The organism is Mycobacterium sp. NPDC004974, from assembly GCF_053600815.1.
Genome location: NZ_JBSGAQ010000001.1, coordinates 257,606 through 270,880, shown reverse-complemented (window position 1 = coordinate 270,880; position 13,275 = coordinate 257,606). Strand labels below are relative to the sequence as shown.

Genomic DNA, 13,275 nt, shown 5'->3' with positions numbered 1-13,275 from the left:
CCGCTACCGTCGCGTGACCATCACGGGTTCATCTCGTAGCGGCCGGCCAGTCCGCGCACACCTGCCACCACGCGATCCCGGCGGGCGGCGTCGGCCACGGGCTGCTTGACGATGTCGAGGGCGCGCTGCTGTTGCACGCCGGTGGCATCCGGATGGCAATGCAGCTTGGTCGCGTGCGTGGACATGTCGGTGACGAGCACCTCGAAGAGCTGGTCGATCAGATCGGTGTCGATCGCTTCGATCTCCGCCTGCTCCAGGATCAGCTGGGCGTATGGGATCAGGGTGAACATCTCACCGATCGCGAACAGGAAGTCCACGTTGCGTTGTTGATCGGCGGTGGGTGTCGCCACTGCCAGCAGGGTCTGCAACGCCAGGGCCTGGTCGAGGAACACCGCGACATTCGGCGTCGACGAGAACTGGCGCAGCACCGACTGCCAGTCCCCGAACCTGATCTTCGCCAACCCGCTGCTCGGCCCCTGCCGGAACAGGAAGTCGTCATTGGTCGCGTCCCTACGCGTCGGAATCTCCGGCACCTCGGCCAGCAGCGACTTGAGTTGCGGAATATGTTGCGCCACAGGCGAACCTGCGATCGCTCCCCCGGCCGCACGCAGGCCACCGGCGAGCGCGCTCACCAGCGGCGCCGGAGCCCGGCCGACAGGCAGCACGGACAGCGCCGCCAGCCCCGCATCGGATGCGCCGAACATGTAGTTCTGCATGAACTTCAGCGACAGTGCCATGTTGACGTGCACGGTGCCCTCCAGCCGCGGCAAGCCGGTGAGGCCCAGCAGCGCCATGGTGAAGTACATGTCGGATTCGAACGCCCGGGCCGCGATGGTGTCGGCGAGCAACGTCACGATCTTCTCGCCCTCGCGGGTGACGTTCATCTTCTCGATCGCGTTGAACAACAGGTAGCGCCGGTCGTCCGGGCTTGCGCTGCGCATGTAATCGATGGCCCGCTCGCTGTAGAGCTTCATCCCGATCAACCGGGCGTAGCCGTCGGCGAGCATGCGGCGGATCTGCGGGAACTCGGTGACCCGCCGGCCGAACAGCACGCGGTTCTCGGCGTGGGTGACGGCCTCGTACATCGCATGCTCACAGGCCCCGATCGCCCCGAATCCGAGGTTGAACTTGCCGATGTTGACCGTGTTGATCGCGGCGTTGAAGGCCGCCTTACCCTCATGCAGGATGTCGTCGGCACTGACCGGATAGTTCTCCAGGTCGAACGCCGCGACGTACATCTGGCCATCGACGACGTTCTTGCGCAGGTGGTAGTTCGAATGTTGGCTGTTGGCGGCGAAGAACAGGTATCCGTCGAAATCCTGCTCAGGACGGCGCCGGTCGAGGTCGGAACTGTCGATGATGGGTTTGTCGGAGCGACGGCCGAACACCGAGACCATGCCGGCCAGGTTGCCGTTGCCGATGTAGTACTTGCCACCGCTCGCCGCGTACGACCCGTCCGCATTCGGTGTCAGCACCATGTCGGTCGAGTAGACGTCGGCGCCGTGGGCCTGCTCGGACAGCCCGAAAGCGAAGATCTCCCCCGAATCCAGTAGGGCGGCCGCCTTCTTCCGCGCCGCCGCGTTCTCCGACTGCCAGATCGGGCCGAGCCCGAGGATCGTGACCTGCCAGACGTACCAGTACTGCATGCCGTAGAACCCGAGGACCTGGCTGTACATGGCGTTGCGCGCGGTATCCCAGCGTTTGTCGGGGTCGCCGTCGGCCTCAGATGCCGGGGTCAGGAACGTCGCGAAGATGCCCTCCCGCTTGACCAGGTCGAGAAAGTCGCTGTACCAGACCCGATCCCGGTCCTGCTGCTTGAGCCACCGCTTGCCGTGGGACTCGAAGAAGTCGATGGTGGCCCGGAAGATCTCCCGGGTTCTGGTGTCGAACTGGTCGAAGTCGGTCCGGTTCGGGTCGAACAGGACATCAGATCGTGCGGTCACGCCAAACTCCCTAGGTAGGACTGAGATTCGACGAGGCCCTCGTCGCTGGGCAGTTGCCCCTGCCCGAACACCCGCTCGTGCTGGCGGGCCCGCAGCTCGTGATGTGCATCGGCGGGTTTGGCGTAGCCGTAACGCTTGCGGCCCTCTTCGGGGCTGAGCACCTCGGTCGACCGCGGCGGTATGCCCATGATGTAAGGGCCCGCGATCGGCACCACGGACGGCGAAATGATCTTGGCCACCAAGAGCTTCAGCCGCGGCACGCGGTTGACCACGCCGAAACCGAGCTTGAGCACCGGCCGCACGGCCAGGTCCACCACGCGCGGCTGATCGAATCCACTGAGCCTGCGCATCCACCTCGGCATCGTGGCGATGGTGCCCGCACGGAGGAACCAGTTGAGAATCTCGACGGCCGGCTTCGCGATCCGCGGCGCGGGCGGCAGCACCACCTTGGCGTTGAGCAGGTGGTCCATCATCGCGCGGGCGGCCTCGCTGACGGCGAGGTGTGGCCGCATCTGCTCGAAGTACTCGTTGATGCCCTCGCGGGTCCGCGGGACGTCGGCCGGATCGCAGGTCTGGAACTCGGCCGCGCGGGCGCAGTCCTGCCAGTAGCGGGCCTCCTCCTCGGCCGTCAGCGTTCCGCCGCCGTACAGCTCGTAGGCCTTGAGCACCGAGTGCCAGCCGGTCAGCAGGATCCACAGCTGCGACTGGGGGTCGTTGGCGTCGTACTTGTTGCCGCTGAGCGGTTCGGTACCAATGGCTTTCGAGTGGACTTTCACCAGGACATCGGCGGCCTTGAGCACCGATTCGGTGTCGGCGAACGCGACCATCGCGAAGTAGCGCACAGTCCGGTCGTAACGCGTGCGGGGCCGGTCGTAGTTGGCGCCGGTGGTGTCGACCGCGGCGATCAGGGCGGGATCGAGTTCCTCGACCACCACGGCGCGCTGCAGTCCGATGATCGGCGTTGTCGCATGACCCCAGACCTTCCAGGTCACCGAATCCGGCCCGAAGAACCCATAGTCAGCCATCGGCTGGAGATCAGACATGCGATAACTCCTCTGTTCTGGATCAGGCGGTGCGAAACGCCCGATAGGTGGCCGATCCGATGAATTCACCCAATGTGGTTGGGGTCCAGTTCTTTCCGTCGTCGTGCAACAAGGTCCGCACCGCGCCTTCACAGGTGGACACGAACTGCTCGACCAGCACCGGCAGCTTCCTGTCGGCGTCGGTGGTGCCCCAACGTTCCAGCGTGGGCGCCAGCCGTCGGGAGACCTTGCCGACCATCAGCGCGCGACCGTTGCGGAAGTGTTTGGCCACGGCCGGATCCGGGTCGGCGCTCATCACGAGCCGCCAGGAATCGGGCCGGCCGGCGACCGTCTCAAGCAGCGCCTGGAAGCCCTCGACGAAGACGGCTTCGTCAGCGTCCGCGCGGCCGTAGGGCAGCGCATCGACCGCCCCCTGGACCAACAGCGCCAACTCCCGCTCGAGCAAGGCCCTCAGCAGTTCGACCCGATCGGGAAAGCACGAGTACACCACCGGGCGGGTGACCTTGAGTCGCTGAGCCACCGCGCCGATCGTGACCGCCGCGACCCCCTCGGACACCGCAATCGCCAGGGCCGCATCCAGCACCTGCGGGCGCCGCCGCTCGGGGCCCAGGTGGGCGGCCCGCCCGCGAACGGTTTCTACACTCATGAAGGAAAATGCTACACGCATGAATATTCTGGGCGCCACCATCAATTACCTGGCGTTTTACCTGTTCAGAGTTTCAGCGCTACAGCGGCCCGAGCGTCACGGGATGACGGGAAGGGTCACCGCGGACGGGTGCTGCGCGTCATGCAGGACGGTCTGGTTGGCGGTGCGGACCTGGGTGTCCTGCCCGAACGGCGCGCCGGTGTTCGGGTTCGGCGCGAACTGCGGATAGTCGCTGCTGGAGATCTCCAGTCGGATGCGATCACCGGTGCCGAACTGGTAACTGGTCGGCCAGACCTGTATCTGGAAGGGATAGGGCTGCCCGGGCAGGATCGGAGTGGGGTTGGACAGCGAATCCCGAAACGCCGTCCGCACGATGCCGTTGTTGAGGTTGATCACCTGGCCGTCTGGTTTCACCACCGCAAGTTTGGCCGTGAAATCCGTATCGACGGCACTGGATTGGGCCCACAGCCGCACCGATACCGGCCCCGTCACCTCGGTGTCATGGTCGAGCGGTGGGCTGCTGTAGACCAGGACGTCGGAACGCTGTTCGACGGGGGTCTGGTCGTACGGGCCCTGCGGGCCACTCAGCGCGCCGCAGCATGAATGCCCGCCCGTGCTCGGCACCGGGAAAGCCGGGTCGTAGGTGTAGGTGTCGGCTGCCTGTGCACCGGGTGCGGCGGCCACGAGTTGGCCTTGGCGATCGGCGATTCCGCCCGGCCCGGACAGGTACATCGTCGTCCACCGGGTCTGCGGCAGTGGCCATTGCGTCGCCGACTTCCACTTGTTCGCCCCCATGAGGAAGTAGTCGACCCGGGGCTGACCGGTCGTGACCGGATTTCCGTCGGGAGCATCGGTGTCCTTGAGGAAGTGGTCGTACCAGGCCACCATCAGTTCATTGATCGGGCTGTTGCCGACCGTCCCGATACCGCGGAGCAGTGGAGCCGGTTCCGAGTCGGGCCGACCCCAGTTGACATGGTCCCACGGACCGATGACCAGGCGCTGGTTGTCCCGGGCCGCCTGGGTGCCGCCGTGTGCGACCATGCCGGTGAAGTTCTCGACACCGCCGGCGAGAAAGGCGTCATACCAGCCTTCGAAGTCGAGGACGGGTACCCGCACCGAACCGTAGCGCTCCCTGATGCTGACCCGCTGCCAGAAGTCGTCACGAGTCGAATGCCGGATCCAGTCGAAATACCAGGGCGCGACAGCGGGGTTGCCCGGTTGTAGCGGCGGCACGTCTTTGAACGGCCGGAAGTTCATCCAGCGGGTGGGATCGGCCGCGGCCGCGGTCAATTGCGCTGCCGCAGCCTGATCGTGACGGTTCTCCGCGGCGGTCAACGCCAGCGAGCCGATGGCCCACGGCTGGACGAATGCCAGCCGGAATTGCCCTCCCTCATACGTCCATCCGTCGTAGTAGTCCGAGGCGGTGTTGGCCGGCGCGATCGTCACGAGATGTGGCGGAGCGGTGACTGCCGCCAACCACTGCGTGGCGCCGACATACGACGACCCGTACATGCCGACCTTGCCGCTGGACCCGGGCAGCGCCGCAGCCCACTCCACCGAGTCGTAGCCGTCGTCCATGTCCTGGGTGAACTCTTCGAAGACTCCGCCCGAGGCGCCCTGGCCACGGACATCCTGAATGACCACCAGATAACAGTGCGACGCGAACCAATCCGGTGGCCGGTAGCGCGTCTCGGCCTGAGCGCCCGATTTCCCGTACTGGGTGCGCATCAGCAGCACCGGAACGGGACGGTCGATACGCGGCCGGTACACGTCGGCGCGCAGCACGGTGCCGTCGCGCATGGTCGCCGGCACATCCGTCTGTTCGGTCACCTGACACGGCCCGCGCCCCGCGGCGGGCGGAAACGGCTGCCGGGGCCCGCCGCCGCACCCACCGAGGACCAGCACGGCGACAGCCGCGATCGTCAAACCGCGAGCGACGACGGAGCGCACCCTTTGACCGTAATCCCGGGGACGTCCGGTGATCTGCTGTCCGGCAACGCCGGTCTGGTCAGTCGACCCGCCGCAACGCGTCGGGCGTGAGATCGGCCAGCGTCGGGTACCCGTCGACGCCCATGATCAGGTCGGCCTCGGCGAGCATCGACCGCAGCACGTGCACGATGCCGTCGGCGCCGCCCAGCGCCAGCCCGTACGCATACGGGCGGCCCACACCTACCGCGGTGGCACCCAGTGCGAGCGCCTTGACGATGTCGGCGCCGTTGCGGATTCCTGAGTCGAACAACACCGGCAGACCGTCGGCGGCCTCGACCGCGCCGGGCAGGCAGTCGATCGCGGGAATGCCGCCATTGGCTTGGCGCCCACCGTGATTGGAGCAGTAGATGCCGTCGACGCCACCGTCTTTGGCCCGCCGGACGTCATCGGGGTGACAGATGCCCTTGAGGATCAGCGGCAGCTTGGTCAGTGACCGCAGCCACGGCAGGTCGTCCCAGGTGAGCGGATTGCCGAACAGGCTGACCCAGCGCAGCACGGTGGCCTGCGGGTTCTCCTCGGGCGGCTGCGGCAACCCGGCCCGGAACACCGGGTCGCTGGTGTAGTTGGCCAGGCACTTGCCGCGCAACTGCGGGAAGTTGGAGGTGGCCAGGTCCCGCGGCCGCCAACCCGGCACCCAGGTGTCGAGCGTGACGACGATGCCCTTGAATCCGGCCTTCTCGGCGCGCTGCACCAGACTGGCGGCCAGATCCTTGTCGGTCGGTGTGTACAGCTGGAAAAAGCCTGGGGTGTCCCCGAATTCGGCGGCGACGTCTTCCAGCGGGTCCTCGGTGAGCGTCGACAACACCATCGGCACCCCGGTGCGCGCGGCGGCGCGGGCACCGGCCAGATCACCGTGCCCGTCCTGCCCGCAGATGCCCAGCACCCCGATCGGTGCCATGAACAACGGCGTCGGCAGCGTGAGCCCGAACAGGTCGACGGACAGGTCGCGTTCCCGGTGGGCGTTCAACATGCGCGGCATCAGCCCCCACCGGTCGAAAGCGGTGCGGTTGACCTGCTGGGTTCGCTCGTCGCCGGCCCCGCCGGCCACATAGGACCAGATCGAGGCCGGCATGGCCGCCTGGGCCTTGGCCTCCAGCCCCGCGTAGTCCATCGGCATGGTCGGCAGCACGCCGGACAGCCCCTGCAGGTAGATCTCGAGTTGATAGTCGCCGTACGCCATGACGGCTACCTTGCCACCTGGTCTCAGCCCGCGGTGTCGGCCTCCGCTTTCGCCAGCTCGGCCTTCCACTGCCGGAACGTCTCCTCGGTGCGCCCGCGGCGCCAGTACCCCGAGATCGAACCCGCCCATTTCGCCGCGACACCGCGCTCCTTGCGGATGTAGGGACGCAGGTTGTGCATGACGGCCTGGGCCTCGCCGTGGATGAACACCTGAACCTGACCCGGCAGCCAGGCCGCCTCCTTGACCGCGGCGATCAGCGGTGCGTTGTCTCCGGCCTTGTCCTCGCCGACCAGGTCGGCTCGCCCCCCTCGGTGGATCCAGTTGACCTCGACCCCGGCCGGAGCGGTGAGCTCGACCTCGTCCTCATGGCCGGCGACCTCGATGAAGACCTTGCCGGTCGCATCGGCGGGCAAGGCTTCGAGGGCGGCACCGATGGCCGGCAGAGCGGCCTCGTCACCGGCCAACAGGTGCCAGTCAGCGGCCGGGTCCGGGTTGTAGGCCCCACTGGGCCCCATCAGGTAGGCGGGCTGGCCCGGCACCGCTGCCGCGGCCCAGGGTGCGGCCACGCCCTGCTCACCGTGCACGACGAAGTCGATGGTGATCTCGCGGCGCTCCTTGTCGAACTTGCGCACGGTGTAGGTCCGCACCGTGGGGCGCAGTTCGGCGGGCACGTCCTGAAAGCTGTCCAGCGTCAAGGGTTTCGGCAGCGCCGACACATCCACAGCAGCGGGAACGATGGCGAGTTTGACGTAGGCATCGCTGAAGTCGTTGGGCGAGAACGTGTCGAAGCCCGTCCCCTCACCCGATCCACCCAGCACCAACCTGACCATATGGGGGGTCAATTGCTCGCGATGCACCACCTGGAATGTGTGCATTGGTCGTCCTGCCATGGCGCCTCCAAGATCATCTGCCGCTCGTTTTATTAGCCGACCTCATCGACTATACGGAGACCACGGGCCGGCCTGGGTGCTACGTGAATCAGGCCTCGGATCTCCCCCGGACCCCGGCCGGCCTCACAACAAGTCGGCGGATACCTGGCCCTCCCCTGCCGACCCGGGGGTTGCTGAGCGGACCCGGCGCCGACGCGCGATCCGCCAGCATCCGTCGACGCTCTCGACCAGCCCGGCCAACTCCAGCATCGTCAACGGCGCCAGCACCTGGTGCGGCGGCAGCGCGGCGAGCATCGCGATCTCGTCCACGGTGTGTGCACCGCGCGCCGGCAGCGCGTCGTAGACCTGTTTCTCAACCGGTGCGAGCCCATCGAGGGGACCAGCCGGATGGGGCTCCTCCGGCGCCAGTTCGCCTATGCGACCGACGAGTTCGACGATCTGCTCGGCCCGGTCGACCAGAACAGCGCCGTTCCGCAACAGCGCATGGCAGCCCGCCGATGCGGCCGAGGTCACCGGCCCCGGAACGGCACACACTTCCCGGCCCAGCGACCTGGCCCACGCCGCGGTATTGGCCGCGCCGCTGCGCACCCCCGCCTCCACCACCACCGTCGCACCGGAAAGCGCGGCCACCAACCGGTTGCGGGTGAGAAACCTCAACCGCCCCGGCGATGTCCCGGGCGGGTACTCGCTGACCAGCAGACAGTCCTGGCGGATCCGGTGGAACAGCGCGCTGTGCCCGGCCGGGTACGGGTTGTCGATACCACCGGCCACGATCGCGACCGTTACTCCCTCACATGCCAACGCCGCGCGGTGGGCTGCCCCATCGACGCCGTAGGCCCCGCCGGACACCACCGTCACGTTCCGTTCGACGAGACCGGCGGCCAGCTCAGCGGCGACATGCTCGCCGTAGGCGGTCGCCGCACGGGTCCCGACGATCGCCGCGGCCCGCTCGGCCGCCTCGTCGAGGCGCACGGGCCCGACCGCCCACAACACCAGCGGAGGGTGTCCGTTCGAGCGTTTGGGTACCGCATCCCCGCGAAACGCCCGGAAGCGCAGCAGCGGCCACTCGTCGTCATCGGGCGTGATCAATCGCCCGCCCATCCTGTCGAGGACATCCAGGTCCTCTGCCGCACAATCGAATTCCCGCCGCGCCTCGACTCGGCGCAACACCTCGGTGTCGACCTGTCCGGCTTTGACCCGGCCGGCCGCCTCGACCGGACCCACCTGCGTGACCAAGGCCGCCAACTGCGGGCACGGCGGTTCGGCCACCCGCGACAGATACGCCCATGCACGCCGCACCTCGTCGGTCATGCCACACCCCCGGCCTGCCGGAAGCTCAATGCGGTGGCGACGTCCTCATGGGCGGGCATGGTCCGTCCGGCCAGATCCGCCAGGGTCCAAGCGACCCTCAAACAACGGTCGGCACCGCGCATGCTGATCACGCCACGGTCGAGTACCGACCGTAACGGCTCCATCGCGGCTTTGGGCAATCGGAATTCGCGCCGCAGCAGCGGTCCGCCGACCTCCGCATTGGTGCCGATCCCGTACGGTTTCCACCGTTCCCGGGCGGCCAGGCGCGCCGCGGCGACCCGCTCACGGACCACCGCGCTGGACTCGCCCGACTGTGGCATGAACGCCCCTGCACTGACCGGATACAGCTCCACCCGCAAGTCGACACGATCCACCAGAGGCCCCGACAACTTGCCCCTATACCGGAGCTTGGCTTGGGCCGAACAGACACAGTCGGCCGAATTGGGTGGGGCACACGGGCAAGGATTCGCCGCCAGAACCAGTTGGAACCGGGCCGGATAACAGGCCACCCCATCGCGGCGAGCCAACCGGATCTCGCCGTCCTCCAAGGGAGTTCGCAACGCCTCCAGGGCACTGGATCCCATTTCGGCGAACTCGTCGAGAAACAACACACCCCGATGCGCCCGACTGACCGCCCCGGGACGCGCGAACCCACTTCCGCCGCCGACCAGTGCCGCCACGCTCGAGGTGTGGTGCGGAGCCACAAACGGAGGCCGGGTGATCAGCGGTGTGTCCCCCGCCAACAGCCCCGCCACCGAATGAACCGCGGTCACCTCAAGCGATTCAGCCGACGACAGCGGCGGCAACAGGCCCGGAAGCCGTTGCGCCAACATCGTTTTCCCGATACCGGGCGGCCCGGTCAACATCAGGTGATGGGCACCGGCGGCCGCCACCTCGACGGCATAACGGGCCTGGGCCTGCCCGACCACATCGGCGAGATCCGCCGTCGCTTCCAGAGCGTGGCCCGGCGCAGCGACCCGGGCCTGCAGATCGCCCTTACCGTCGAGCCAGGCCTGCAGTTGCCGCAGGGTTCGCACACCGCAGACCTCGATGCCGTCGACCAGACTGGCCTCGGCCAGGTTGTCGACCGGCACCACCACCGTGGGCCAGCCCTCCTGCTTGGCCGCCAGTACCGCCGGCAATACGCCGTGCACCGGACGGACCCGGCCGTCGAGAGCGAGTTCACCGAGCAACACCGACTTTTCCAGCCGTGCCCACGCCGACTTGGTGTGCGCCGAGAGCACCGCCGCCGCCAGCGCCACGTCGTAGACCGACCCGACCTTGCGCAGCGTGGCCGGGGACAACGCCAACGTCAGGCGCGACATCGGCCACGTGTTGCCGCAATTGGTGATCGCCGCGCGCACCCGGTCCCGCGATTCCTGCAAGGCGGTGTCGGGCAGCCCCACCAGGTTCACGCTGGGCAGCCCCGACGTGATGTCCGCCTCGATCTCGACAATGACGCCGTCCACGCCGCGTACGGCCACCGAATAGGCTCTACCCAAACCCATTTCAACCCACCCCCTTGAGGTGCGTCAGCTCCGGTTCTCGGCGCCGGCCGACGCGCACCCCGATCACATCGATACGCAGCGCGGCGAAGCGAGACTCCTGCTCAGCCAGCCATAGCGCCGCCAACCGGCGGATACGGCGCACCTTCTGCGCCGTCACCGCCTCGGCAAGCCCACCGAAACCATCCCCGGTACGGGTCTTCACCTCGACGAAGACCACCGTGTTCGTGGCGACCTCTTCGGCGATCACGTCGAGCTCGCCGTAGCGACACCGCCAGTTGCGCGTCAACGTCCGCAACCCCTGTGCCGCCAGATGCTCGACGGCCAACTGTTCACCCAGTGCGCCGATCTCGGCCCGTGTCAGAGAACTCATGCCCACACCGTGCGGACACGGTCCGACAGAACCGGCTCAATCAGGCCGACTATCCCCAGCGCCGATTTCATCCACAGGGCCCCGATCTGATGCGTGTTGACGAGCCGCATCAAAGATGCCGTCCGGCAACCGACCCGGGCTGCCCAGACGGCCGCTACGCTGTCAAGCCGATCAACCGAAATCCCGTGTCCACTACATGGGGGCAAGGGCGAACTGCGATCAACAAGGTCGGAGTCGCGGATGAATGGAGCGATGATGAGCATCCAGGGATGCGGCGACAGCGGAACCCCCGACGGCGAAGAAACAGCGGCGACAGGTATTCCCGCACCGCTGCTTCGGGATTACCGCCACATCGGAGGAATCGAATCGATCGAGGTTGACGGCACTCGGTACTTCTTCGGTTACGACTACAGCGAAGATCTGGTCCTGTCCCCACTCATCAACGACAACGAACTCATGTCGGTCTTCGCGGAGACGCACATGGAGCAACGGGACGGCCTTCACGATCGTGCGTACTGGCGGGATCTCGTTGATGGATCACCTGAATCCTCAGGATTGGCGGACCCGGAATCTTGTTCGTTCGAGTCCGAACAACTGCGGTTGATCGTCATCTCACTGAAGAATGTTGCAGAAGCCGGAGTGCCGGTGCCTGACTTCCACTACCCCTATCACCTCAGATTCCTGCTGTCCTCCGCCGGGCAATGGAAAGAGCAGTTCACCGCAACCGCAGAGGGCATGAGGGTCATCAAGGGCACTGAGAGCCCTGCCGCGGAGACCACGCTCGAGCAGATCGCTCGGGACGTTCTCGTTGAGACTCGGAATGCGATGGATGCCGCCGGAGGAAACTGGGCGGAGATCTTCGGCGCACTCACCCCATGACACCACGCGGTACTGCGCCCTCGATTGCTGTGATCGGCCGACACAGGGTTTGCTCAGGAAGCGTCAATGCCCCTCCGCCGGAGCCAATTTCGATGATGGGTCCGTCTGCCTTGGTGACAAGGCCGACGATCCTGTCAACCGCTGTGCGATCGGTGAGGAAGTTCTGACCGAGCTCGTGCCACCCAGCGCGATGGGTGGGCATGGGCTGAAACCTCTCGATAGTCGATACGGCGCGTTGCGGTCTGTCATATGGACTTCTCCTCGGTAGGCGCTCCCAGAGACGCTCGGCGCCTATGGTCCCCGCCCTTCTCCGGGGAGAGTCGGCGTTCGTAGTGGACAAGTTCGACTTCATGTCCGGATGGAGCAATCCCGGTAGCCGTTGTCAGCACTTCGAATCCCGCACGTGTCAAGGTTTTCTGCGATGCGCGATTGTCCGTGGCGGTTCGGGCGGTGATCGCGACGAGACCGCTACGACATGCGAATTCGGAAGCAAGTTCCAGAGCGTCAATTGATCGGCCCGAGCCTCTGGCATCCGGGTGGAGCCAGAAGCCGACCTCGGCACTCTCGACAGTCACGTCGAAGATGACGAGGCTGCCCAGGAAGTCATCGGTCGTCGCGTCGACGATGCTCAACATTGCCAGATCTGCTCGGCGAAGCCCTTCTGGAACAACCGTATTCGCCAGTCGAGTCACCAACTCGACCGTGTAGTTCGGTTCCGGTAGGTGCGCGTAGGCACGAACCGAAGGGTCGCGAGTGCCCTCGACATAGATGGCGGCATCGCGTGCGGCGAGAGGGCGGAGGCTGGTTCGGGAGCCGGCGAGCGGCAGCAGTGTGGAGTCGAACACCCCTTTAAACTAACAGTGTTCGGTTAAGCTTGGGTGTGAGTTACTGGTTACGCGCCAAACCTGTCCGCCGCGCTCGGGCAGTCGCGGTCGAGGACATCGCCCGCGAAGCAGTCGACATGTTGGACGAACATGGCATTCAGGCGCTCTCGCTACGCAGCCTTGCCGGAACGTTGCGCGTAGCTCCCGCGAGCCTCTACTCCCGCATCAGCAGTGTCGACGATGTCCTCGACCTCGCCCTCGACCACGCGCTGACAACCGATGCCCCATTTCGACGGGCAATGGATGAAGTAGGCCACCTCGACCTGCTGGTGGCCTATTACCGTCACCTGATCGCGCATCCGTGGGCGGTGACTGTCGTGACACTGCGCCCTCCTCGCGGACCCGCCTACCTCAACTTCTCCGAGACTCTCTGTAAACGACTGCAGCAGGACGGTGTCGACAACGTACTAACGACCGCCTATGCCATGTCGAACTACGTTCTCGGCTGCGCGGCTACGGCGCAGGCGGCCGCACGCGAACTACACACTCCCGCAAGCCAGGAGAACTCCCCGTTATACGAGAGACTTCGATCCGAATACGAGCACAGTCCAGACGTCGTGGTGCAGGAAGGCCTGAAGGCGCTCCGACACATCCGGTAGCGGCACCGTCGATGCCGATGGCCGTCGGTCAGC

Annotated in this window: 12 protein-coding genes; 2 read left to right on the top strand and 10 right to left on the bottom strand. The window is 66.4% G+C overall.

The genetic code is table 11. The annotated features are described in order from the left end of the window. Nucleotides 1-20 precede the first annotated feature (20 nt). The 9 genes from ACWEFV_RS01310 to ACWEFV_RS01270 form a co-directional block, all read right to left on the bottom strand. Nucleotides 21-1,943, bottom strand: a complete 1,923-nt coding sequence (locus tag ACWEFV_RS01310; RefSeq protein WP_450068796.1) for an acyl-CoA dehydrogenase family protein — start codon at nt 1,941-1,943, stop codon at nt 21-23. Next, complete coding sequence (locus ACWEFV_RS01305; RefSeq protein WP_450068795.1) at nt 1,940-2,986, bottom strand: oxygenase MpaB family protein; 1,047 nt, start codon at nt 2,984-2,986, stop codon at nt 1,940-1,942. Before ACWEFV_RS01305 ends, ACWEFV_RS01310 begins: the two co-directional genes overlap by 4 nt. Nucleotides 2,987-3,008: 22 nt before the next feature. Then, on the bottom strand, nt 3,009-3,632 hold the full coding sequence (locus ACWEFV_RS01300) for a TetR/AcrR family transcriptional regulator (RefSeq protein WP_135453648.1): 624 nt from the start codon (nt 3,630-3,632) through the stop codon (nt 3,009-3,011). 96 nt (nt 3,633-3,728) lie between these two features. After that, nucleotides 3,729-5,582 carry a CocE/NonD family hydrolase gene (locus tag ACWEFV_RS01295; RefSeq protein WP_450068794.1) on the bottom strand — a complete coding sequence of 618 codons (1,854 nt, stop codon included), beginning with the start codon at nt 5,580-5,582 and terminating at the stop codon, nt 3,729-3,731. Between the two features lie 58 nt (nt 5,583-5,640). After that, nucleotides 5,641-6,801: an alpha-hydroxy-acid oxidizing protein gene (locus ACWEFV_RS01290; RefSeq protein WP_450068793.1), complete on the bottom strand. Its 1,161-nt coding sequence runs from the start codon at nt 6,799-6,801 to the stop codon at nt 5,641-5,643. Between the two features lie 23 nt (nt 6,802-6,824). After that, on the bottom strand, nt 6,825-7,691 hold the full coding sequence (locus ACWEFV_RS01285) for a siderophore-interacting protein (protein WP_450068792.1): 867 nt from the start codon (nt 7,689-7,691) through the stop codon (nt 6,825-6,827). Between the two features lie 123 nt (nt 7,692-7,814). Further along, nucleotides 7,815-9,002: a DNA-processing protein DprA gene (dprA, locus tag ACWEFV_RS01280; protein ID WP_450068791.1), complete on the bottom strand. Its 1,188-nt coding sequence runs from the start codon at nt 9,000-9,002 to the stop codon at nt 7,815-7,817. Next, entirely contained in the window at nt 8,999-10,510 is a 1,512-nt protein-coding gene (locus ACWEFV_RS01275; protein WP_450068790.1) for a YifB family Mg chelatase-like AAA ATPase, read from the bottom strand. Before ACWEFV_RS01275 ends, dprA begins: the two co-directional genes overlap by 4 nt. Nucleotide 10,511: 1 nt before the next feature. Beyond that, nucleotides 10,512-10,880 (bottom strand): YraN family protein, encoded by a 369-nt coding sequence (locus ACWEFV_RS01270; RefSeq protein WP_167857800.1) that lies wholly within the window; start codon nt 10,878-10,880, stop codon nt 10,512-10,514. Nucleotides 10,881-11,135: 255 nt separating this feature from the next. Between ACWEFV_RS01270 and ACWEFV_RS01265 the strand changes: the two genes are divergently transcribed. Continuing rightward, the gene (locus ACWEFV_RS01265; RefSeq protein ID WP_450068789.1) at nt 11,136-11,759 is read left to right on the top strand and encodes a hypothetical protein; all 624 of its coding nucleotides are present in this window, start codon (nt 11,136-11,138) and stop codon (nt 11,757-11,759) included. Between the two features lie 245 nt (nt 11,760-12,004). On the opposite strand, the gene ACWEFV_RS01260 is transcribed toward ACWEFV_RS01265, so the two are convergent. Next, nucleotides 12,005-12,604, bottom strand: coding sequence for a GNAT family N-acetyltransferase (locus ACWEFV_RS01260; RefSeq protein WP_450068788.1), 600 nt, complete (start codon nt 12,602-12,604; stop codon nt 12,005-12,007). Nucleotides 12,605-12,720: 116 nt separating this feature from the next. Here ACWEFV_RS01260 and ACWEFV_RS01255 point away from each other — a divergent pair, with 116 nt between their 5' ends. Continuing rightward, nucleotides 12,721-13,242: a TetR/AcrR family transcriptional regulator C-terminal domain-containing protein gene (locus tag ACWEFV_RS01255; protein WP_450068787.1), complete on the top strand. Its 522-nt coding sequence runs from the start codon at nt 12,721-12,723 to the stop codon at nt 13,240-13,242. The last annotated feature ends 33 nt before the right edge of the window (nt 13,243-13,275 follow it).